Origin of the sequence: Natronorubrum thiooxidans, assembly GCF_900156475.1 — an archaeon.
GTDB lineage: Archaea > Halobacteriota > Halobacteria > Halobacteriales > Natrialbaceae > Natronorubrum > Natronorubrum thiooxidans.
On record NZ_FTNR01000017.1, the window covers coordinates 1 to 23,026 of the forward strand.

Here is a 23,026-nt window from a genome sequence, read left to right on the forward strand (position 1 = left end):
CCCATCCCGAACACGGAAGATAAGCTCGCCTGCGTTACGGTGAGTACTGGAGTGGGCGACCCTCTGGGAAACTCGTTTCGCCGCCTCCATTCATATCGTAGCAGCGACCGACAGTGGTCTGACGGCGGTTCGATTCCGCCGGTCGGCATTACAGCGGCCATAGCGGCGGGGTTCCTCCCGTACCCATCCCGAACACGGAAGATAAGCCCGTCTGCGTTACGGTGAGTACTGGAGTGGGCGACCCTCTGGGAAACTCGTTTCGCCGCTTCCACTCATACTTACTACTCGCAGCGAGCCATAGCAGCGGCTGTCTACGGATTTTTGTTGTGTGATGAGTCGGTCAAGTGTGATCGGCTTCGATCGCAGAAATCACTCGCTTCAGTGGTTATAGCGACTGAATCGATTTGGATATTATGAACCGAGAACGGATACTGCGTCAGCTAATGATGCTCGGTGTTTGATTTGGCTTGCTGATCTATCGCTCTTCTATATAATTTGAGAATTTGAAAAGTCCGGTATTAACTTTCTCAAAAAGCAGTTCACGACTGGTAGACAACTACGATTTACAGTCCGTCGACGAGGGTTCACCGAATTACATTGTAGTTGATGAGAGTTCGCTTCAAATCGATAGTCAGCACGATCAGCTGTATTTCGCTTCGATCCTAAAATGAACAGAGTACCACACTTGCCGTTATTTTTGCCGACTATCTCTATTCTCATAAAACTCCTTCTGCAAGAGTGGTCTGAAAATATGACTTCGAAGATACTGCATTTCTCATCGAGGAACAAACAATTTTCGAATTCTACTTCATCACAAAGGCTCTGATTTCGATATGGAAACCGTAATGCTGTCCAACATATATTTAGAGTGATATAGAACTACCCCTCCTTATTTTCAAACCATTTCATGTTGTGAATCTACTGGCCACAAAATGGTAGTTTCGACAACCTTTCACTAAAAATAACATAAATTAAACATATATGCAAGAGACAGTATCGATAGATCCCACTAACGGGCGGTGGGGAAGAATAGATCTCACAGCATGATATTGGGGCTAGCGACATTGTTTCCGTGGTTATGATTGGCGAGTGCAACAGCCAGACGAAGGCAGAGAGCGATGAAAACGTGTGATTTGACCCTTACTCGGCCTCGGACCCTCGGGGTCCCGAGGCCGAGATCCTTGCAGACACCAATCGCTGTTTCTACCTGTGAGCGGTTTGAATACGTCTTGTCAAGTTGTTCCTGCCGAAGACGAGCCGTGTCGCTGTGCTCTTTGATACGATCTTCGACGCGGTAGTCGATATCAAGCGGATCAGCCGTGTTTCGTGGGTTATACGGGGCAATCGGCACGACCGCCTGCGCCAGCAGGTGGTCGTGCCACTCAAGCATGTCAAACTCCGAGTCACCGATCATCCAGCGTGGCGATTCGACGGCGAGCGCGTCGTGTGTGACGCGCATCGCCGTCTCCTGATCGACTTTCTTGGCTGGTGTGAACGCTGCTGCGACAGGAATGTTGTTCGCTGCGGTCACGATACAGCAGCCGTAGCCGTAGTAGAAGTCGTCTTCAGCGTGATCGTAGTTCCACTGAGCGTCCTCATCACGCTGATCGACAGGAATGTCTGTTTTGTCCATTCGGAAGAACTTGCCGAGCGGGACCTGCTCGGCAAGCTCATGGACTAACTTAATGAAAACCTCTTCTGCGACGTGTTCGAAGTCAGCGATGAACCGCGAGAGCGTCCGCCGGGACGGCGGGCGCTCGAAGCCACACTGTCGCCAGACATCCTCGTTCCGAAGCTCTCGTGCCATTGGACGAGGGCCGTAGATCTCGTCGTAGAAACAGTGGAGAATGCCTTTCAGAAGTTCGGGTGGCTCATGAACCCGTGTTCGCCCCCTTGAATCGGGGGCGAACACGGGATAGTCTGTCAAAAACGCGAGGTCAAGGTTTTCGAAAAGTGCTGTCGTCTCTGTTTCCAGAGCTTTGAAAACCTGTGCGACCGTATTATTATCCGGTAGGACGGCTTTGTTGCTGGACACATCAAATTCGTCCTACCACTTCCTTGTGAAGCCTTCTGCACCACCGCCCCCACTAACGTTTTTGAACCTGAACTGTTTTGACGAAAAATCGTTGCCAACTTTACAGGTAGCTCCCTGTACTACTGTTCATAAGAGGTGAATACGTCGAACGGCATCTGCGTATTACCTTGGTACCGAAATTAGTATACTGGTTTATTATTCGAATGACTAATTTTGAGAGAACATCAGCAGTGTAGATCACTTTGGAGTCCGATGTTCCAGCCACTTCGAAATCTCGCTATGCTGCAAGACTGGCAGCTTCATAGGCCGCAGACGGAATGTCTTTGATTACGAAACTTCACTTCCGGATATTCGTCTCGTGTTTCTGTTGAGAGCGATGATCCCTAATCAATTCGACGGAGTCGCTGATTGATATTCCCAGAGCTGTTTTCCTGGTAATTGAAAGTAGGTGAAGAAGATGTGATTATTGAGGGTATTGTCATTGAGTTACAGTAGTACGGATGTAAGTGATGCAGCAATATTTTCGCAACTATCGTAGCTACTGATTCTCAATGTACACCCAATCGCACGACGACCCTGTGTATGGGGTGTAATCTGTTTTAATTGTTACTATACGTGTAGCCACTGGTCGAGTTGATATAATCGAAGATTGTAACTATCGTCGTAGTCAGGGACCTGAGCAGTGACGAAAGAACTGTATATCCTGACGCACTACTTGGCTGTAGACCAGCTATGGCGGATAACCAGACTAAAGCCGTACTCGAGGATTTGCCGCCGAGTTCGAAGTTCATTTATAAAACACTCGAAGACAGCGGCCCAATGACACTCAAGGGGCTAACCGAGGAGACGATGCTTTCCTCACGGACGGCGCGATACGGGCTGGATCAACTCGACGAAGCTGGTCTCATCGATTCGTCACCTGCTCTCCATGATGGGAGACAGACGTGTTACAAACTTGCTACTGGTTCTTGCGGGGACCAGAGTGACGCGGGATCTACAGTTATTGTCTCACCTGAGTGGGTCGAAGAGCGGCTCTTAGAGTTCGAACAAGACGATCCGGGGCTTCGACTCGTTGAGGCAGATGACGAGTACGATCCGGGGCACATTCCGGGAGCAGTTCAGGTCGACGTTCTCGGTGACCTTGTTGACGTCAACGGCTGTGGAATCGCGGACAAGCGATGTTTCGAGGAGTACGTGGGAGCTCGTGGAATCTCGAAAGAGAGTACAGTCGTAATTTATAGCACGCATCACAATCAGTACGCGGCGTATCTCTACTGGCTGTTCAAGTACTATCGTCACACTGATGTTCGACTTCTTGACGGTGGAAAGCAGCGGTGGGAAGCGCTCGGATATCCGACAACGACTGACCGCCCTGAGGTCACTCCACAGGAGTACAGTGCACACGCACCCGATGAGCGGATTCGCGCCTATCGAACCGATATCGAAGCGGCGCTTGCACAGGATGTCACTATCGTCGACGTTCGATCCTCACCGGAGTATCACGGCGATCTAACACAGCCACCGAACAAGGATTTGCCTGAGGCTCGCACTGCAGGTCACATCCCGGGCACGATTCATATCACGTGGTCGGAAGTGATCGACGAAAACGGAGAGTTCAAGGATCAATCGGAGCTGGAACAACTGTTTCGCAGTCACGACAGTTCCCCCGAGACGGAGACAATTGTCTACTGCCATGTCGGGGAACGCTCGTCAATCGTCTGGTTCGTCCTCTCAGAACTGCTCGAGTACCAGACTGTTTCCAACTATGATGGCTCCTGGATCGAGTGGGGGAACCTGATTAATGCGCCGGTCGAATCCGACGTAGAAGAGACGTAGCCGGGCTAGAAACGGAACGCAGGCCAGTTGGTGACCTGGGACGGCTGATGGATTCTTGGGCGATCGATAGATTTCAAGCGACTGCACTGTCGATAACGAATGGACCAAGCAATATTTTCCGTATCGTCGTTGTGGCGATCTTTCCCACACAATTGTTTCTGAAAGACGTGTGTTTAGATGGATCAGACTACAATATTCGACTGTACATGACGAGAATAGCGATACTGGGTGCCGGCTCTGGCGGAGCCATGACGGCGAACATCCTTCGGCGCAAACTGGATGGGGACGAAGCGGAAATCACTGTTGTCGACAAGAGTACTGACCACTTCTACCAGCCCTCGTTTTATCTGGTGCCGTTTGGATATCTCGAGCCCGATCAGTCACGGGATATCAATGACCTTCTTAAGCCGGGTGTCGAGTTCGTCCACGACGCTGTGACGGGTGTCGACCCTGATGCCCAGGCAGTTGCACTCGAGGACGGCGACGACCTCGAGTACGACTACCTCGTGGTTGCGACCGGCCATCGACTCGATCCGAGCGCGATGCCTGGATTGACTGAAGCGTGGGAGGACCACGACGATGTCTATCCGTTCTACCACTACGAGGCTGCCCTCGAGATGCGCGAAGCCCTCGAGAACTTCGACGGGGGGACGTTCCTCGTTACGCAACCCGACACGCCGATCAAGTGTCCTGGTGCGCCGTTGAAGATGACGATGCTCGCGGAAGACTACTTCCGGCGACAGGGCATTCGCGACGACGTCGAGGTCATCATGACGCGAAATGCCGAACACCACTTTGGTGTCCAGCCGTACCGTGACAAACTCTACGAAATCTGGAACGACCGCGACATTGAGTTCAAGGAGAACTTCTCGGTCGAAGAGGTCGATCCCGACGCGGGCGTCGTCTACGGCGCGGACGGTGAAGAGATCGAATACGATCTCTACGCACCGGTCACACCGCAGTTCGGTCAGAAGCCAATTACCGAGAACTCGCCGCTGACCGAGGGCTCCGAGGACGGCGAGTACGTCACGATCGATAAACACACCTGCCAGCACGATGGGTATGACAACGTCTTCGCGCTTGGCGACTGTGAGAACGCACCCCACTCCAAGACGGCCGCAGCAGCTCGCAAACAGGCTCATATTGTCGGCAAGAACCTGACGTCACTGGTCCAGGATAAGCCTATGCGTGCCGAGTACGACGGCTACGCGGCCTGTCCGTTGCTCACTGAGAAAGGGAAGGCAATGGTCGCCGAGTTCGACTACGATGGTGCCATCTCCGCACCTGTCGAGAGCAAGATGAACTGGATCATGGACGTTAACGTCCTTCCATCCGTCTACTGGGACGCCTGGATGAAAGGCTACGACCCACTTCCGTAAACAATGGCACAGAAAGATCAACCGGTCGACGGCGACTTCGATGGGACTGCCTTCGAGTCTGCCGAAATAAACGAACTCGCTCGGACGCTCGAGGAACACGACGAGGAGCTCGCCGAACTGCTCGAACTTCTCGTCGTCGTCCAGGAGCTTTCCGAGGATCTCGCACCCGAACTGCGTGAGGCCGCACACGACTCTCGGGAGCCGATCGCGGAGTTGCGTATGGCCTTGGAGAGCGAGGACACGCTCGTTCTCATCCAGCGTGTCGGTGAGAACGCCGATATGCTCGTCGAACTCCTCGAAAAGCTCGAGGTTGCAGACGACCTCGTGAGTGATCTGGTCCCGGAACTGCAGACGATCGTTCGCGAGAACCGCGAGACGATCGCTCGACTGCGGGTCGCCGTAGAGCGCGAGGAGACGCTCGTCTTGCTCGAGCGGCTCGGTGAGAATACCGACACGATCATCGAACTGCTCGAGTTGCTCGATGTAACGTACGATCTCGCAGAGAATCTGATTCCGGAGGCTGTCAACGTCGCTCGCGAGAACCGAAAGCCGATCGCGGAGCTGCGGATGATGGTCGCCGGCTTCTGTAGCACGTACTCCGAGGCCAACCTCGAGCCACACCAGCTCGGACAGAACCTCGGTAACATGCTCGTGCTTGGCTCCAAACTTGGTGATCAGGAACTCATCGACACCGTCGAGTCGGGGCTTGGTGCATTCACCGAAGAGGAGCCACCGGAGAAAGTCGGTGTGCTCGGAATGCTCGGTGCGCTTCGTGATGACGATGTCAAACAGGGACTCGGTGTGCTCATCGAGTTCCTCCGACGCATGGGTGCCTCGAAGTCGAAGTGACCGGCTTCGGGTCGAATGACCTATCCTACGCTCCTCGAACCCGATCGATTAGGCCACCTCTCTTTTCGTCGCCGGCCGTAGCGTGTGTGGGAGTCTCTGGTATGTCACTATAACGGAGTAGGGCAATTATTTCGCGATCTTCCGGTATTCTATTCGGAATACGAAAAAATATCTTTTTGAAAAGGGATTATGGTTGCGAGGTTCCTAACCCCAGATGTAATGTCCGAAGACGAAAGTGACGCAAGTGGATTCCCACTCATCGGGGACCGGTTCCCCGATCTCGAGGTAGCGACGACGCACGGACCCAAGACGATCCCTGACGACTACGAGGGTCAGTGGTTCGTCCTCTTTAGCCACCCTGGCGACTTTACGCCGGTCTGTACGACTGAGTTCGTCGGTTTCGAGCAGCGCCGTGAGGAGTTCGAGGAACTCAACGCTGAACTGATCGGCCTTTCGATCGACCGCGTTCACTCCCACATCAAGTGGACCGAATGGATCAACGAGGAACTCGATGAGGATATCGGCTTCCCGATTATCGCCGACGAGAGCGGCGACGTCGCCGACGCGCTCGGCATGGTCCATCCCGGTCAGGGGACCTCGACGGTCCGTGCAGTCTTCATCGTCGACCCCGAGGGAGTCACCCGACAGGTCCTCTATTATCCAAAAGAGATCGGTCGCAATATCGACGAAGTTCTTCGCTCGCTCGAGGCGCTCCAGACCTCCGATGAGGAAAACGTCGCGCTGCCGGCGAACTGGCCAGCGAACGACAACTTCGGCGACAAGGCACTCCTCTCGCCGCCGGGAACCGTCGACGAGGCGAAAGCGCGAACGGCCGAAGCCGCCCAGGAGGGGTACGAGTCATACGATTGGTGGTTCACCCTGAAAGACATCTAGACACCCGACTGCGATACGTCACACGCAGTTCGTGAGGGTGATCCCTGTCAGCTGGGCCCCACCACCTTTCCGTGTGACTGATTTCCTCTACTTGAGCACTCGAAGGGCGGACTCGAGTAGTGTCAGCAGGCATGTCGCGGACGGCGTATCCACACCCATCAGCGCCGTCCGTTTGTGTGGATGCCGTGGGCTGTTCGTTGCGTCGACGAAATCGATCCGAGTTCCGTACGACCCGTTTTTGCTGCCGAATCGAGGATCAGACTGCCGTCTGTTCTTGGACAGACGCGATAGCGGTCTCTATGTCGTCGTTACTCCGTCCCGTTACCGTCATAATCAGGGTGGTTCCAGCCGGGGTGACGCCGGCTTCGTCCAGCGCGAGGGCTTCTGCCTCGGCATCCGAGAGTCCATCCTCGTAGTAGAGTTCGTTGATCCGATCGTGGTGTGTCTGAACGACCTTGAGTGCGAACTGTTTGATCGTCTCGTCGTTCTCGTCACCGTCGGCTGCCAGCCGATTGATCCGCTCAGGGAGCGAGAGGGAACTCTCGTCGTCGGAATCGTCCGTCATGCTCGTTTCTCGGCGGCCAAGATACTTATATGCTTTCGACGGTTCTCGCGGTGATGGATACGTCAGCGCGTTCGAGACCGGTGACACCCTCTCGGTTTTGTGCTCTTGAGGACAGCGCTTTCAGGCATCGAAACGCCCGCTGAGGACACATTTTTATTTACCGAACGACACCCTCTATGTACGAATGTACACGGACAACGGATTCGACTATGACGTTGCGGTCGTCGGCGGCGGGCCGGCCGGGCTGACGAGTGCGCTCTATACGACGAGATTGGGGCTCGATACGATCGTCATCGATCGTGGCGGCGGTCGCGCAGCGATGATGCGTGAAACGCACAACGTCATCGGGATCGGCGAGGGGACGTCGGGCAACGAACTGTTGCAGACCGCTCGAGAGCAGATTCAGGGCTACGGCGCGGAGTACCAGCGCGACCTCGTCGAGGACGTCACGCCACTCGGCAACGACGTGGACGACGGCTACCGTGTCTCGATGGGCGACGAGAGCTACGATGTCTGCCGTGTCGTCCTCGCGATGGGCTTTACCGACAACCGCCCGGAGCCACCGCTCCCGCCGACCGGCAGAGGGTTGCACTACTGTCTCCACTGTGATTCTTATATGTTCGTCGACGAACCTGTCTACGTAATGGGGACTGGCGAAGCCGCTGCATACGTCGCGATGATCATGCTGAACTACACCGATGATGTGGATCTGCTTACCCGCGGCGAGGAGCCGTCCTGGAGTGACGAGACGGCGACGATGCTCGAGGCCCATCCCGTCGACATCGTCACCGCAGAGCTTGTCGGGATGAACAAAGGCGAGAACGGCTGGCTCGAGTCCTTCGAGTTCGATGACGGACAGACTCGCTCCTACACCGGCGGCTTCCCGATGTACGGGTCCGACTACCACGACGATATTGTCGACGCGCTTGATCTCGAGCGAAACGACGACGGTACCGTTGCTGTCGACGACCACGGCCAGACCTCCGTCGAAGGAGTGTACGCGGTCGGCGATCTCACCCCCGGGCACAAGCAGATCCCGGTCGCGATGGGCGAGGGAGCGAACGCGGGGATCGCCATCAACAAAGACCTACGGAGGTTCCCGCGCTCGCTCGAGGAACTCGAGTCGGAGGGTGAGGTGACGGCTGCGGACGTCCCCGCAATCTCGTCGGAACTCGAGTCGACTGCTGTCGATCACGAGGGCCACGCTGGTGGTCCTGACGGGCAGTCGCCAGTCGCCTCCGACGACTGAGCCGGACTGCTGTCTCGAGTTCTCGGTTCGACTGTGTCAGTTCCACGGCCGCGCCAGCGCTGACGTCCAGCCTGCTGTCTCTCGCCAGATATGAATGCGAGTCATTTATCCCCATTAGGATATTACCGGTTTATGAAGAACGATATGAGTGTCAAAACTGAGACAAAAGCCGTCTCTGGATCCGCCCGTCGTGTCGTCGGCGTCGTACTGGGATCGTTCAGTGTTATCCTGTTGCTTTCGGCCGTCGCGTACTCTGTGACTGCCAACGTTGTCAACTGGGTGACGGTTGATTATCTCGCCTATCCTGTTCACGAGGTTGCGCCCTTTGTCGTCATCAGTGGTGCAATCCTGACGATTCCGATCATCATCCCGACTGTTTTGGTTTCTGTGAAAATTTTGCAGTAATACCGCATGGTTTCTCCCGGTATCGATCTTGTCGCGGTGTTGTACCGATCGAGATAATTGGGTACGGTCTCTTGGACTGTCAGGGAAGTCGGTGTGCAGTGCTCTGGGCAATTTCTGTGACCCGTCTCGGGGTCAAGTGGTTCGAGGCGCCGTAAGCGTCTCGTCATCACGAGAGAGCGAGAGTGATCGGGTTTGGTTTGAATACTCGTTCCAGAAGCGTTCGCTTGAGTCGCCGGATTCGAATAGCGTACCGGCGTAGCCACGATTCAGCAGTGATGCAGACCACTCAAGCTCTCTCGAACGATCCCGAGGCACTTAGCCTGTTTTTCTGTAGATTCTTTCCGGTAGACTGTCGGTTCGCCTCGAAGGGGACAATTATTCTGCCTGCTCGAACCCTTAATATCAGCCCTCTCAAAGGCTCTCCCGTATGGTTGAGACGATTTCGGCAGCGGATCTTCGGGACCGAATCGAAGCGGGAACGCTAGACGTGCTCTTCGACACGCGAGCACCGGACGATTACGAGGACTGGCGCATTTCGGAAGCGGAAAACATCGAGTACTCCGGATCTGACGACGAACTCGTTGGCGAGTTCGATCCCAGCGAGTACGAGACCGACGACGAAGTCGTCGTCACGTGTGCGACCGGTCGTTCTGCCGGGAAGTTCGCTGCGTACTTAGAGGAGGTCGAAGGCTTCGAAAACGTCGCATACGTTGATGGCGGGATGGAAGACTGGAGTCTGGTCTACGACGTCGTTCCGATCGCAACCGAGCGTGAGGACCTCGAACTCTTGCAACTCCAGCGACGCGCGAAGGGATGTCTCGGCTACCTCATCGGCTCGAAACGAACCGGGAAGGCGGCACTGGTCGACGTCACTCGTGCGACTGCTGCCTTCGAGCAGGCTGCTGCCAATCGCGGCTACGAGATCGATCGCGTCTTCGATACGCACATCCACGCTGATCACATCTCCGCGGGCCGCGACCTCGCCGACAAGTACGGTGTCCCGTACCATCTCGGCGAACCCGCAAACACACGTGACCCGCAGTTCGAGTTCGATGGTCTCGAACCAAACGAGACGGTCATGGTCGGCGACATTCCCGTCAAGGCCGTTCATACGCCGGGTCACACGACCGGCATGACCTCTTATCTCGTCGACGGCGAGGCGCTGCTGACCGGCGACACGCTGTTCGTCGAGTCGATCGGCCGAACTGAACTGCAGTTTGCCGGTGAGGACGCAAAGGGTGGCGCTCGTGTTCAGTACGAGACGCTCCAGCACAAAATCGCCACGATGCCCGACCATGTCAAGATCCTTCCCGGGCACTTCTCGCTGACCAACTGCGGCGAGTACATCGATGTTGAGCCCGGTATGCCGATGTTTTCGACTGTCGGTGAGATCTGGGCGAAAAACGAGATTATCCAGCTCGAGGAAGACGAGTTCGTCGAGCACATGTTCGATAACCTGCCGTCCAAGCCGCCGAACTACGAGAAGGTTATCGAGACGAACCTCGGCGTCTACGAACCCGATGGCGAGGACGAGCGCAACGAACTCGAACTCGGCCCCAACCGCTGTGCGGCGACCGAGGATAGTGCCGTTGCCGACGACTGAGCAGCGACCTCACACCGCGATGAACACGATCTGCGTAGACGGCCGACGGACCTGATTACACGAGTAGATATGTCTTCACGAACTACTGAACGTTCACCGAACAGCAACGAACTATGGCAGGACTAGAAGTACCGAGCTGGGATCCACAGGCGGCACTCGTTATCGGGGTCGTCTTGTTCGAGGCGATCGTCCTGTACGTCGGGTACGGGGGCCTCGAACGCCTCGTCGGCTCGCACCTGATTGACGCCTTCGTCGGGGGTGATGATACTGCTTGACTCCGTCCTCGGCACGATAGGCGGCTCGCCGGAGCTTCTGGCCCTGTTCGTCGGTTTCGGGCTTCTCGTCGGCATCCTGTTCGGGTTCTTCGGCATGGGCGGGTCGTTCCTGGTTACGCCAGCGTTGCTGATGATGGGGTATCCAGCCCGGGTCGCGGTTGGCAGCGGGATGGCGTTCGTCTTCGGGACGGCCGTCATCGCGACGATGAAACACCACGACCTCGGCCAGGTTGACTACAAACTCGGGGGTATCATGATCGCCGGGACGACCATCGGCATTGAGGTCGGTCGTGCGGCCGTCTTCTATCTCGAGGAACTCGGGTTGGCAGGCGGGATCATCAGCGTCGTGTATGTCCTGTTGCTGGGCGCGATCGGTTTCCTCGTCACACGGGACGCGCTGAACGGCGATGGTGGCGGTGGGGTCGACCACGACGCCGCCGACAAGGATCTCAGCGACTACGAGATTCCTGAAATCGCACAGACCATCCAGCAGACCGTCCGTATTCCGCCGATGGTCACGCTCCGCGGCGACGTCCGCGTGTCAGCGTGGGTGATCACGGCCGTCGCCTTCTCGACCGGCCTGTTGTCGGGCTTTCTCGGCGTTGGCGGCGGCTTCATCCGGATGCCAGCAATGATCTATGCCATCGGCGCACCGGTTCCCGTCGCCGTCGGTACTGACCTCTTCGAGATCGTCTTCTCGGGGGCGATCGGGAGTTACCTCTACGGACAGGGTGGCGGCGTCGACCTCGGTATCGTCGTCCCGCTGTTGTTCGGGAGTGCACTTGGGGCCCGGATCGGCTCGGCTGCGACCGCCGTCGTCGATGCCGACGGCATCAAAGTCTACTTCGGCGGGATGTTGCTCGCCGGTTCCGTCGCGGTCGGCATCGGCGAGGTCGGAAGCTATCTCGGGAACGAACTCCTCGAGACCGTCGGACTGGTGTTGGTCCTCGGTGCGGCGCTGATCGTCGCATCCGCGGTCGTCTACACCAGTCTGCAGTCGCTTCGCGAAACCCGCCGTCAGCAGCCGTCGGTAGCGGACTGACGGCTCGAGCGGCGAGGTTGAGGCAATATTTTCTGTCGCCGGTTCCGCCGGCGATCACACGCCGAAAATCGTTGCGTCCGACTGGTTTAGGCCCCGTGGGTCCCTAGCCACACTCGTGATGGGAGCGACGAGACCGAACCGAGACTCGAGAGACACACGCCACTGCCAGTTTATGAACGGACATCTGCGACCGGCTTTGGGACCATGAGCGCAGTGCCGGCCGATCGACTTCGCGAACTCACGTTCCGCCTCGAGCACGATCCCGACGGTGATCGAATCACGACGATCTTGTGCCAGCATGAGACACTCGAGCTATCGACGATCGACATCGTCCTCGGAAACGGCTCGTACACGCGACTCGTCCAGCTCACTGGCGATCCGGACGCGGCTGACTCCCTCCAGACGGCGCTCGAGGACCACGACTACTGTCCGCGTGCGGTCGATCCCGAGGCCTGTGGGGGACAGCGGTCGTGGTATCGTCTCGAGTGTTCCCCGAGGCGTCGACTGATCTACGTGTACGCTGAAGACGTCCAGTCGTGCCCGTCCGTCGAAGCGCTTTTGACGACGAACTTGAACTGCGGTACGATCTGTGAGAGTCGACATTGCGGCGAGACGGTGTGGTGGCGACTGCTCATGCGATCCGACGAGGCCGTGAGCACGCTCTACGATCGTCTTCACGGCATCCTCGGGGAAGACGTAACGCTCGAGATGGGCCATCTCGGAACGGCGACGGAGTGGCACGGCGACGGCATCGTCGACGTCGGCCTGTCGGGCTCACAGCGAGAGGCGCTCGAAGCGGCGGCCTCGCGCGGGTACTACGAGCGGCCCCGAGAGATCACCCTCGAGGCACTCGCCTCGGACCTCGACGTCCCGGAATCGACGCTTTCCTACCGGCTTCGGATGGCCGAATCGACGCTCGTCAAGCGCCATCTCGAGCGGTTCGGCGACGGTCCCTTGGCTTGACGACGTCGTCGCTCCCCTTCTGTCGGACGATTGCGTGCCAGTGGGCCGAGCAGTGGTGAGAAGCATCGGCAGCTGTTTTTGTCAGAACAGTATCTAGTACAGTGGTTTTGGTTTAACAATCGAATCTTGGCTATAGCCAAAGACTAGTTTACTGATGTGTAACCCCTACCGTCGGATAGCAGGTGTAGACAGCATGTTCCCTACCTCGGAGCCTTCGATACCGGCACTCGCATCCGCGTATGCGGGAGATGTACTGACACTGGCGTTTCTGACGCCCGAACTGGCAAGTCGCATCCAGTTTGGCTGGACGATTACGATCCACATCATCTTCGCGGCGCTCTCGGTCGGACTCGCGCCGTTTCTCGTCTACGTCACTGTCCAAGAGGTCAGGACCGGCGAGAAACGATACGCACGGCTTCGCGAGTTCTGGACGAAAGTCTTCGCCATTGGATTCGTGATGGGGACCGTTACCGGCATTCCGATGGGATTCATGTTCGGGACGAACTTCGCCGCGTTCTCGACGGCCGCCGGCGAGATGATCGGTGGTCCGCTCTCGTTCGAAGCGAAGATGGCGTTCATGCTCGAGGCGGTCGCGCTTGGCGTGTTGCTGTTCGGTCGTGAGCGCGTTTCGGGCAAGATGTACGCCCTCTCGTCGGTTTTTGTCGCCCTCGGTGCGTGGCTGTCCGCGTTCTGGATCCTCGTCGTCAACTCCTGGATGCAGACGCCACGCGGGTACGAAGTCGTGATGGAGGGCGGTGTGCCAATCGCGAAACTCACCGATCCGACGGCGGCGTTTTTCAATCCCCGATTTCCGTGGATGTACGTCCACATGCAAAACGCAGCGATCATCTCCGTGACGCTCGTAATTGCAGGGATAGCCGCCTACTTCGTCTGGCAAAATCGCGACAGCGACGTCTGGCGGACCGCACTCCGTGCTGCCGTCGTCGTCCTGCTGGTGACGTCGGCCTTTCAGGCGATCCACGGTGATATGTACGGCCGCCATGTCGCTGAGACACAGCCACACAAGTTCGCCGCGATGGAAGCCCACTATGAAACGGGGGAGGCCGATCTCCACCTCATCGCGATCCCGACCGATCTCGATGCGATCACCGATCCGCGGGCGGACAACCTCTATACGATCAGCATTCCCCAACTCGGGTCGTTCCTCGCTAGCGGGGGTGATCCAACCGCCGAGGTGACCGGCCTCAACGACTTCGAGTACGAATCACCGCCCGTGGCGTGGGTGTTCTGGTCCTTCCGGATCATGGTCGGGCTCGGCTTCTGGTTTATCGGACTGGGTGCCTGGGGCACGTACCGCCTCTGGAAAGGCGGTCTCTACGATGACGAACGCTACCTGCAGGCGCTGATGCTGTCGTCGCCGCTGGGGTTCGTCGCACTGATCACCGGCTGGTACGTCACCGAAATCGGTCGTCAGCCGTGGATCATCCAGGACGTGCTTACGACCGCAGACGGCGTCTCGCCGCCGCTGTCGTCGGCGGAAGCGACCTTCACGCTGATCGCGTTCGTGGTCGGCTACGTGCTGCTGTTCGGGGTCTTCCTCTATGTCCTCAAGCGACTCATCGACGAGGAAGCCGAGCGACACACGGTCGGCATCGAGGAAGACGACCGACCCGACTCGCCGGGGGTGATCGCGGATGACTGAACTCCTCTCGGACTCGGCGTACGTACTCGAGTCGTTACCCGAACTCTGGTTCGGGCTCGTGATGCTCACACTTGGCGTGTATCTCCTGCTCGATGGCTTCGACTTCGGTCTCGGAATCCTGTTCGCCGAGGCAGACGAGACCGAACGGGAGACTATGCTCGCCGCCTTTGGCCCGCTCTGGAAGGCGAACGAAGTCTGGCTCGTCCTCTTCGGGACCGTGCTGTTTGCCGGCTTTCCGGCGGTGTACGCGAACATCCTCAGTCGTCACTACATGCTGGTCTTTGCGATCTTGCTGGCACTGGGCCTCCGGGGGCTCGGCGTGAAACTCCGCGAGGAACGCGACGACGAGCAGTGGATCCGGTTCTGGGACGCCTGTTTCGTCGCCGGCAGCACTGCTTCCCCGTTGTTGCTCGGCGCGTTCGTCGCGAGCTGGGTGCTCGGCGAATCGTCGGCGCTTGCTGTGGGGCCGATCGTCGTCGGGGTCACCGTCGTCGCACTCTCGGTCGTCCTCGGGGCGGCGTTTCTCACCGGCAAGACCCGTGGGACGCTCCGCGAGCGAGTCATTCGTCGAGGGCGAGCGGCGACGGTCGTCTACGTCGGTCTATTCGTGCTCACGGCGGCGCTGTTGTTCGTTCGCTATCCGGAGTTCCAGTCGGTTATCTGGTCGCTGTCGACCGCTGCGATCGTCATCTCGACGCTCGTCTTCGCGCTTTTGAGCACCATCGCCGCGGCCAGCGGACGCGACCGCGAGGCGTTCCTCGCGGCGGCGGGGCTTGCAGTCGCGTTCGTTCTCTTCGTGGCCACGCTGCTGTATCCTGCCGTCGATCCAGCGGCTGGCCTGTCGATCACCGATGCCGTCGTCTCACCGCTCTCGCTCAATCTGACGGCCGTTTTTGCGGCCGTGTTCCTGCCGATCATCGGTGCCTATTTCGTGTTCCTCTATACGCTGTTCGGCGGCCCAGCGAGTCCCGAAACCGGGTACCACTGACCCTCTCTCGAGTTCGCTCCTCTTTGATACGGACTGCTGTCGTCACTGACCGCCGATCACCGACCCCGTCTCTGGTGATCGGCCGTAACTCGGTCCAGCAGACCGTATGAGTCGTGACGGCCGTGTTTCGAATCCGACTCTCGTCCGATGATCCGTCCGGCGATTCGATCACCGTGTTTGATTGTAGCTGGGTCGGGATCGTGAATAGTACGTAAACAAATATATATCCGATCTCCTATTCTTCTCGACATATTATCTCCGACTCGAGAGCAAAAGCGCTTGTCTCGAGGGTAGCTTGTTATTCGATAGACTTAGACGCAGTAGACGTTGTCTACGGGAGTTACAGATTTGAACACGCTTTTGATATCGACGACTCGTTTCGGTCCCACAATACGGGCGTCTGATTGCTAAACTGCGTTTAGAGCTCTTCTATAGGCATATGTGTGCTATTTTTATCTCTCTATCTGTGGTTCTTGCTCAAAAATTATACTACACCAATATGTGTAATTCTCTATTAGTATATGAATACTATAAATTCTGTATTTGTTTGGATCTGCAGCGGGTTCGCGGTCGCTCTGGGACTATAATAACAGTCCGTCTGAGATCGCGATGACGACCGGGACTCGAATCGAGATTGCTCTCCGTTACTCAGACTCCGTGGAGAGACGGCCTGGGTTCCACTCTCCGTCGAACTCCTCGTGGCGGAACGGCTTTGCGTCCTCGCCGGCGTACGTCCCAACGAGCTGTCCGTCGCCCTCGAGGTGGTACTTGTAGGTCGTTAGCCCCTCGAGACCGACCGGTCCTCGGGCGTGGATCTTCCCGGTACTGATGCCGACTTCCGCGCCGAGACCGAATCGGTAGCCGTCACTAAAGCGCGTCGAGGCGTTGTGGAACACGCTTGCCGAGTCGAGACTCCGCATGAATGTACTGGCTCGGTCGGCGTCGTCGGTCACGATCGATTCCGTGTGCTTCGAACTGTACTCGGTGATGTGAGCGATGGCGGCCTCGAGCGAGTCGACGACCTTGATCGAGAGGATCAGGTCGCCGTACTCGGATGCCCAGTCGTCTTCGGTCGCTTCGTTCATCTCGACGATGGCGCGTGCGGTGTCGTCGCCCCGCATTTCGACGCCTGCCTCCTCATAACGCGTTGCGATCTCGGGCAGGAACTCCTCGGCGACGTCCTCGTGGACCAGCAGTGTCTCGACGGCGTTACAGACCGCTGGATACTGGACTTTCGCGTCGTAGGCGATCTCGGTGGCCATCTCGAGGTCGGCATCCTCGTCGACGTACACGTGACAGACGCCTTCTGTGTGGCCGAGGACGGGAATGCTCGTGTTGTCCTGGATGTAGCTGACGAACTCGGAGCTGCCCCGCGGCATGAGGAGATCGATCGAATCGTCCATTTCGAGCATGGCGTCGACGTCTTCCCGTGCCTCGATAAGCTGTGCCCAGCCGTCGGGCAACTCGGCAGTGGCCTCCCGGATGATATCGTAGAGGACCCGGTTCGAGTGGCTCGCCTCGCTACCGCCTTTCAGGATCACGGCATTGCCGGATTTGAGGCTGAGGGCAGCGATCTGGACCAGTGCGTCGGGTCTGGACTCGAAGACCGTCCCGATGACACCGATCGGGACTGCGAGCTTGTACAGCTCGAGATCGTCGTCGAGCCGTCTCGAGGCCAGCGTTTTCTCGAGCGGATCGTCCTGTGCTGCGACGCTTCTGACCATCTCGCTGATGCTCTCGAGTTTCGAGGGGGAGAGTTTGAGGCGATCGACGAGCGCCTGGCTGTACTCGCCTTCCTCGAGTAGTTTCTCCCCCGCAGTGACGTCTTTTTCGTTGGCCTCGAGGATCTCCTCGTGGCGGTTGTCGATCGCATCAGCGATCGCTCGAAGCCCCTCGCTGCGCTCGTCGTCGGAGCGCTTTGCGAGTCCGAGGGCAGCGGTCTGTGCCTCGTCGACTTTGGTTTCCGTCGATTTCTCAGTCATCGGTGACACCGTTTATGGGAACGAATAGTGTGCCCACAGGCTTGGCAGCAGCGATTTTTTCGAGGATGTCGTCTTCCGTCGATTTGGCGATGATAGCCGGGATGCCGTACTCGCTGACGTCCCGTGCGCCCTGTACTTTCGTCTGTATGCCGCCGAACTCGGACGACGAACTCTCGTCGATGATCGCCTGTACCTCGTCGTAGTTGTGACCGACGGCCTCGATGCGCTCTGCGGTGGGGTCTTCTTTCGGATTGCCGGTATACACGCCGCCGACGTCGGTCAGCGTGACCAGCAGATCGCCGTCGATGCCGATGGCGACCGAGGAAGAAAGCATGTCGTTGTCGCCGATGCGGATCTCCTCGGTTGCGATGGCGTCGTTCTCGTTGATGATCGGGACGATGTCCCACTCCAGTAGCGTTTCGATGGTGTTACCGAAGTTGGTGAACCGCTCCGGATTCTCGAGGTCGTGCTGACTCAACAGGATCTGAGCGACTTTCTCGTCGTAGCGCTCGAAACTCTCCGTATACCGTCGCATGAGATGGCTCTGACCGACGGTCGACAGTGCCTGCGATTCCTCGACGGTCTCACCGGTGTACCCAACTCGCCCCTTTCCAGCGCCGACTGCGCCCGAGGAGACGAGGATCACGTCTTTGTCCTGCTCGAGGAGGTCGGCGATATCGTCGACGAGCTTGTCGAGCTTCTCGTCGTCGAGGTTCGACTCCTCGTCCGTCAGCGAGTTGGTCCCGGCTTTGATGATCACACGGTCGGCGTCGGCTGCGAACTGTCTCGCCCGTTCGACTTCCGTCGCGTCGATTTCAGTCGTGTCACTCATGCTCGAATTCGTCCGCGAGCTCTCTGGATCGGTTTTCGGCCGCACCGACGGCGTCGATGACCGCCTGATCGGCGTCGCTGTCCCACAGTACGTTCATCCCTTCGATGGTCGTTCCCTTAGGTGAACAGACCGCATCGATCAGGTCCTCGATGCTCTCCTCGGATTGAAGTACCGTTTCGGCCGCTCCCTTGAACGTCTGTGCGGCGAGCGTTCGGGCCTCGTCTTCGTCGAGGCCGCCGTTGACGCCGGCCTCTTTCATCGCGTTTAGGAGATAGAACACGAACGCAGGACCGCTTCCGTTGACGGCGGTTGCGATGTCCATCTGCTGTTCGTCAATCTCGACGAACTCGCCGACGTCGTCGAGCAGTTCCCTGACGTCGTCGGTAACGCTATGCTGGGTTACCGCTGCTGCCATGTTTGCCGTTTCGGCCGCGAGGTTCGGCATGATCCGAACGACCGTCGCGTCCGTTCTGTCCTCGAGTGCGTCCGTCGAAACTCCTGCAGCGAGCGTGACCAGCGTCTGGTCTGCTGAGAGGTCGAGATCATCGATAACGCTCCCGACGATGTCGGGTTTTACGGCGATGATCACCACGTCCGACTCCGCTGCCACGTCGGGATCCGACGTCGTCGAACTGTACTCCGCGACTGCTTCGAGTGCGTCCGGGTCCAGGTCACACGCCGTCAGCGTGTGCTTTCCAGCCTTCGAGAGCCCCGTAATCAGGGCACTTCCCATATTTCCGCACCCGATGACGCTCACATCTGTCATCCTATTCTATTGGAAGCGACAAGAGAGACATACAACTTTGGTTTCGCTCCGCAGTAGCTCTTCTCCAATATGAGTCTCGGTTGGACATCGCCGGTTTCGACGACTCCACCAGCAGTGCGGACTCTGGATCCCACCGATTGACGGTCGTAAGCTCGTTTACGAGAATTCGCACTCGAGTCTGGACTGTTCTCTTCCGGTCTTCGAATCCGCGGGCTGCTCGAGTTCGACGTCGAAAGTCGGTGTCTCGGCGAGTTCGACCCGAAACTGGCGGACTGGCGCAAAGGCGATGATTGGCACTGCGTGTTCACAATCGATCGGAACCACCCTCGAGCCCCCATTCGAACTCGTTGGTGGCGTTTCTCGTGACTCTGCCATCGTTCCATAGAACTACCGCACTCTCGGAGTAATTATATGGACGTTTGTCAATCTAATTCCGGAAACGTATCCGTCTCTAATGTGTATGTTTGCAGTATGACGACAGCTTTATTCAGTTCTTCTCGAACACGTCAGTATGAGTACTGGCAAGCAGATATCTGATGATTCGACGCGAGAGGCGTCGGTATCGGACGAACCGACACCTGACGAGTCGATTCGAGAAGCTGTCGAACGATCTCGAAGCGGCGCGCCAGCGGCTGGTGCAGTCGTCCGCGATCGATTTTCATCGGACGAGATTTTTCATCGGATCGTCGCTGCAGCAGACGAGGAAATTTCGACTGGCACACGGGAACTGTTTTTCAGCGCGTTGGCTGCAGGCTTTGCGATCACGCTGACGTTCATGCTCTATGCATCTGTGACGGACGCAACCGGTGGTGCACCGGTTCTGAGTGCAATTCTCTATCCGCTGGGATTCATTTATATCATTCTCGGCGATTATCAACTGTACACTGAGAACACGTTGCCACCAGTCGCACTCGTCCTCGAGCGATTAGCGAGTATTCCGGCGTTGCTCACCGTCTGGACGATCGTGTTGATTGGAAACCTCGTTGGTGGGACGCTGGGTGCGTTTATTTTGGCATCGACGGGCGTTTTCTCACCGGATGTGATGGCAACAGCGGTCGGTATCGCTGAAAGCGGCGTTGCGACATCGTGGTGGTCGCTGTTTTTCAAGGCAGTATTCGCCGGCCTGATCGTCGCCGGTGTCGTCTGGCTCGACTACGCAGCACAGGATACGACGTCTCGATTGCTGATGATTTACCTCGCATTTCTCGCCATTCCACTGGGGAATCTCTATCACGTCGTGGTCTCTGCTACTGAGGCGATGTTCCTCGTCTTTCGAGGGGACCTCGCGCTCGCAACCGGCGTGTTCGAGTTTGTCCTGCCCGTTCTGCTCGGGAATACGATCGGTGGCATCCTGCTCGTGACCGTCGTTAACTACTTCCAGGCGGTCGAACGAACGTATCAGGAACAAAACTACCAACTCTCGATGCGAGAGATGATCTTCGGCAAATATGTTGGCGGTGACTACGTCCCATTACCGGAGTCGAACGACGACTGATCACTGCCGCACCGTTTCTATGACGCATTGTATAGGGTTCTTCTAAGTACTCACTTAGTTGATTATATCGGAAAACAGTCATATTATGCAAACCGTGGAAAAACACTTTCGATTTTGAACTAATTATGTCTATAATATGATGAACATGCCTGTTACACTATGTAGTATTTACATTCTAATTTATAGTGCCTGGTAAAATCAGCGATGAATGTTATATTTCTCGACAACTTGATAAACTCTCTATTACGAATACTGTTCTTATTCTCGAATTATTTGTGTCGAACGCGTTCAGTAGACGGTTGAGACGGTCGACGACTCCGGGGTTGCTCACCTACTGGCTCGTCACGAGCGCGATCGCGAAAAGCCCTCCAAGCACCGAAAAGCTTGCCAGCACGCCGAAGACGATCGATACGGACGCGTAGGTGAGTACCGTTCCGACGACTGCCGCTCCAAGAGCACCGATCCCAAAGGTTGCAAGATACGTGTATCCGAACGACAGCCCTCGAGATTCCGGAATCGAGTATCTGGCGATCGTTGCTTGCGTGAGCGGCTGCATAGCGAACAGGGCGAAACCGAGGACTAGACTGCCGGCCAGTAGCCCTCCAAGTCCCGCTTTGGCTGCGGGAACGAACAGGAGTCCGATGGCGGTTAGAATAGCCAGCATAATGACCAGCCCCCGCTCCGGTTCGATCGTGTCGGTAAGCCGGCCGCCGAGGTATTGGCCGCCAATGCCGACTGTCAACAACCCCGCATAGAGATACTGGGCGAGGTCGAACTTCTCGGCGACTGGACTGTCGGGACTGAACAGTTGGATATCCCCAACGGCCGCCGTCAAGAAATCACCGAGAAGATCCGGCAAGAACGTCAGAACACCACGATAGTACAGCCCATTGAACGAGACGATGACGAACACCAGCAGAAAACTAAGGGTGAACAGGCGTCGCGTCTCACCTGCGAAACCCACGAGTGATGTCGGTATCCGTCGCTCGCGGTCGCTGTCGGCGACGTCGGCCGCAGCGGTTGGATCGAACTCGATGGTCATACCGATGACGGCGGCGATCACGGCTGGAATCGCGAGGAGTGCGGTCACGAGCCGCCAGTCGAACGCAAGCAGTAAGACGGCTGTTAGAAGCGGTCCGCCGGCGATCCCGACGTTCCCGGCCATACCGTGATAGGCGAACCCTCGGCCCCGTTCTTCGACACCGTTGCTGATGAGTGTCAGCCCTGCGGGGTGGTATACGCTCGCCGCAACTCCCCAAAGCGCCAGTGCGACCGCGATCCCAACGACGCTTGGTGCAAGGCTCAAGGCCAGAAATGAAAGCCCCATCCCGGCGAGACAGGAACTGATCAGTGTCCGTGGACCGAACCGATCAACCAACAGTCCGCCTGGAAGTGCACCGACGCCGAACAGTCCGTAGCCGATGGCGACGACGATTCCCAACATCGCCGCCGTCGTCGAGAACTCGAGCAGCCAGACCGTCATCAAGATCGGTATCGACAGCTCGTAGGTATGTACCATCGCGTGACCGATCATTACGAACCCGACGATAGACCGATCATTGTCGTCCACAGCATTCGATACTCGGCGAGATCGTGATATGTATTTTGTTCTCTGTTGACAGACCATTTTATAAAATTTTGATTAATATTTACTGCCCCAAGATATTGTGTAGTTAGCACACAAATATAAGCTCGAGTTTACGGCCGAATTCGTTATTGAATACTGGTACCATCTATTATATCTAGTAATTCTAAGCAATCCGACTTACTTCTATTAGCAATCTATTTCGGAAATCTATTCGACTATTTGGCCGTAATATCCAATTCGGAACGAGTTAGTTGTATAGCAACAACCGAAACTGAGTCGAGAACGGAGTTGAAACATCTGGTATTTGAACTACTACTCTATCGTATTTATTCATCACTCTACGGCTAGTTTGGGAGTATAGTATTGTAAAATATCTACATCATTACTCCGATATAACAAACTATGTATAACCATATTGATTAGTCAGTCGAAATACTAACTCAGACGGACTCCGTGAACTGTCTCGAGGTCAGGTCTTGAAGCGTTCGCCTTGTACATCTGTAGAAAGACACCCTCGAGTACCGAGTCGTCGAGGCCCCATTCCAATCAGATAAAAATTATGTACGGCGGTTCGTACCGACCGCAGAGCAGATAAAGCTAAATGCCCGCTACACACA

Annotated in this window: 19 protein-coding genes, 2 rRNA genes and 1 pseudogene; 15 read left to right on the forward strand and 7 right to left on the reverse strand. The window is 56.8% G+C overall.

From position 1 onward, the window contains the following. Both rrf (BW940_RS17795) and rrf (BW940_RS17800) read left to right on the forward strand, forming a co-directional pair. Window positions 1-89 (forward strand): 5S ribosomal RNA (gene rrf / locus BW940_RS17795); the annotation flags it as partial. A 60-nt stretch (window positions 90-149) separates the two neighbouring features. Further along, window positions 150-271 (forward strand): 5S ribosomal RNA (gene rrf / locus BW940_RS17800). Window positions 272-1,036: 765 nt separating this feature from the next. Here the strand turns inward: rrf (BW940_RS17800) and BW940_RS17805 are convergent. After that, complete coding sequence (locus BW940_RS17805) at window positions 1,037-2,035, reverse strand: transposase (protein ID WP_076610549.1); 999 nt, start codon at window positions 2,033-2,035, stop codon at window positions 1,037-1,039. 732 nt (window positions 2,036-2,767) lie between these two features. Here BW940_RS17805 and BW940_RS17810 point away from each other — a divergent pair. From BW940_RS17810 to BW940_RS17825, 4 genes are all read left to right on the forward strand, one after another. Further along, window positions 2,768-3,871, forward strand: a complete 1,104-nt coding sequence (locus BW940_RS17810; RefSeq protein ID WP_076610550.1) for a rhodanese-like domain-containing protein — start codon at window positions 2,768-2,770, stop codon at window positions 3,869-3,871. 206 nt (window positions 3,872-4,077) lie between these two features. Further along, window positions 4,078-5,250 carry an NAD(P)/FAD-dependent oxidoreductase gene (locus tag BW940_RS17815; RefSeq protein ID WP_076610551.1) on the forward strand — a complete coding sequence of 391 codons (1,173 nt, stop codon included), beginning with the start codon at window positions 4,078-4,080 and terminating at the stop codon, window positions 5,248-5,250. Window positions 5,251-5,253: 3 nt separating this feature from the next. Continuing rightward, on the forward strand, window positions 5,254-6,099 hold the full coding sequence (locus tag BW940_RS17820) for a helical membrane plugin domain-containing protein (RefSeq protein WP_076610552.1): 846 nt from the start codon (window positions 5,254-5,256) through the stop codon (window positions 6,097-6,099). A gap of 219 nt (window positions 6,100-6,318) precedes the next feature. Then, entirely contained in the window at window positions 6,319-6,993 is a 675-nt protein-coding gene (locus BW940_RS17825; protein WP_076610553.1) for a peroxiredoxin, read from the forward strand. A gap of 256 nt (window positions 6,994-7,249) precedes the next feature. On the opposite strand, the gene BW940_RS17830 is transcribed toward BW940_RS17825, so the two are convergent. After that, the gene (locus tag BW940_RS17830) at window positions 7,250-7,558 is read right to left on the reverse strand and encodes a hypothetical protein (RefSeq protein WP_076610554.1); all 309 of its coding nucleotides are present in this window, start codon (window positions 7,556-7,558) and stop codon (window positions 7,250-7,252) included. A gap of 184 nt (window positions 7,559-7,742) precedes the next feature. Between BW940_RS17830 and BW940_RS17835 the strand changes: the two genes are divergently transcribed. The 8 genes from BW940_RS17835 (at window position 7,743) to BW940_RS17865 (ending at window position 15,746) form a co-directional block, all read left to right on the forward strand. Continuing rightward, window positions 7,743-8,807: an NAD(P)/FAD-dependent oxidoreductase gene (locus BW940_RS17835; protein WP_076610555.1), complete on the forward strand. Its 1,065-nt coding sequence runs from the start codon at window positions 7,743-7,745 to the stop codon at window positions 8,805-8,807. Between the two features lie 132 nt (window positions 8,808-8,939). After that, entirely contained in the window at window positions 8,940-9,212 is a 273-nt protein-coding gene (locus BW940_RS17840) for a hypothetical protein (protein ID WP_216819678.1), read from the forward strand. A gap of 427 nt (window positions 9,213-9,639) precedes the next feature. Beyond that, on the forward strand, window positions 9,640-10,815 hold the full coding sequence (locus BW940_RS17845) for an MBL fold metallo-hydrolase (protein WP_076610557.1): 1,176 nt from the start codon (window positions 9,640-9,642) through the stop codon (window positions 10,813-10,815). A 113-nt stretch (window positions 10,816-10,928) separates the two neighbouring features. Then, window positions 10,929-11,090 carry a DUF7512 family protein gene (locus BW940_RS21885; protein ID WP_173834913.1) on the forward strand — a complete coding sequence of 54 codons (162 nt, stop codon included), beginning with the start codon at window positions 10,929-10,931 and terminating at the stop codon, window positions 11,088-11,090. After that, window positions 11,077-12,132, forward strand: coding sequence for a sulfite exporter TauE/SafE family protein (locus tag BW940_RS17850; protein ID WP_216819679.1), 1,056 nt, complete (start codon window positions 11,077-11,079; stop codon window positions 12,130-12,132). The genes BW940_RS21885 and BW940_RS17850 overlap by 14 nt, the downstream gene beginning before the upstream one ends. Before the next feature lie 204 nt (window positions 12,133-12,336). Next, window positions 12,337-13,095 (forward strand): helix-turn-helix domain-containing protein, encoded by a 759-nt coding sequence (locus BW940_RS17855; protein ID WP_076610558.1) that lies wholly within the window; start codon window positions 12,337-12,339, stop codon window positions 13,093-13,095. A 193-nt stretch (window positions 13,096-13,288) separates the two neighbouring features. Beyond that, window positions 13,289-14,758: a cytochrome ubiquinol oxidase subunit I gene (locus tag BW940_RS17860; protein WP_235847848.1), complete on the forward strand. Its 1,470-nt coding sequence runs from the start codon at window positions 13,289-13,291 to the stop codon at window positions 14,756-14,758. Then, window positions 14,751-15,746 carry a cytochrome d ubiquinol oxidase subunit II gene (locus tag BW940_RS17865; protein ID WP_076610559.1) on the forward strand — a complete coding sequence of 332 codons (996 nt, stop codon included), beginning with the start codon at window positions 14,751-14,753 and terminating at the stop codon, window positions 15,744-15,746. Before BW940_RS17860 ends, BW940_RS17865 begins: the two co-directional genes overlap by 8 nt. Before the next feature lie 644 nt (window positions 15,747-16,390). Here the strand turns inward: BW940_RS17865 and BW940_RS17870 are convergent. The 4 genes from BW940_RS17870 to BW940_RS21190 all read right to left on the reverse strand — a co-directional run bounded on the left by BW940_RS17870 (window position 16,391) and on the right by BW940_RS21190 (window position 19,701). Beyond that, window positions 16,391-17,728, reverse strand: coding sequence for a glutamate-5-semialdehyde dehydrogenase (locus BW940_RS17870; protein ID WP_076610560.1), 1,338 nt, complete (start codon window positions 17,726-17,728; stop codon window positions 16,391-16,393). Then, the gene (gene proB / locus BW940_RS17875; RefSeq protein ID WP_076610561.1) at window positions 17,721-18,560 is read right to left on the reverse strand and encodes a glutamate 5-kinase; all 840 of its coding nucleotides are present in this window, start codon (window positions 18,558-18,560) and stop codon (window positions 17,721-17,723) included. Before proB ends, BW940_RS17870 begins: the two co-directional genes overlap by 8 nt. Further along, window positions 18,553-19,326, reverse strand: a complete 774-nt coding sequence (gene proC / locus BW940_RS17880; RefSeq protein WP_076610562.1) for a pyrroline-5-carboxylate reductase — start codon at window positions 19,324-19,326, stop codon at window positions 18,553-18,555. The genes proB and proC overlap by 8 nt, the downstream gene beginning before the upstream one ends. Before the next feature lie 156 nt (window positions 19,327-19,482). Then, window positions 19,483-19,701, reverse strand: a complete 219-nt coding sequence (locus BW940_RS21190) for a hypothetical protein (RefSeq protein WP_143823934.1) — start codon at window positions 19,699-19,701, stop codon at window positions 19,483-19,485. A 136-nt stretch (window positions 19,702-19,837) separates the two neighbouring features. Between BW940_RS21190 and BW940_RS17885 the strand changes: the two are divergent. Further along, window positions 19,838-20,800 (forward strand): annotated as a pseudogene (locus tag BW940_RS17885) (formate/nitrite transporter family protein); the annotation flags it as partial. A gap of 352 nt (window positions 20,801-21,152) precedes the next feature. On the opposite strand, the gene BW940_RS17890 reads toward BW940_RS17885, so the two are convergent. After that, a complete protein-coding gene (locus tag BW940_RS17890) occupies window positions 21,153-22,391 on the reverse strand; it encodes an MFS transporter (RefSeq protein WP_394329409.1) in 1,239 nt (412 codons plus the stop codon). Window positions 22,392-23,026 lie beyond the last annotated feature (635 nt).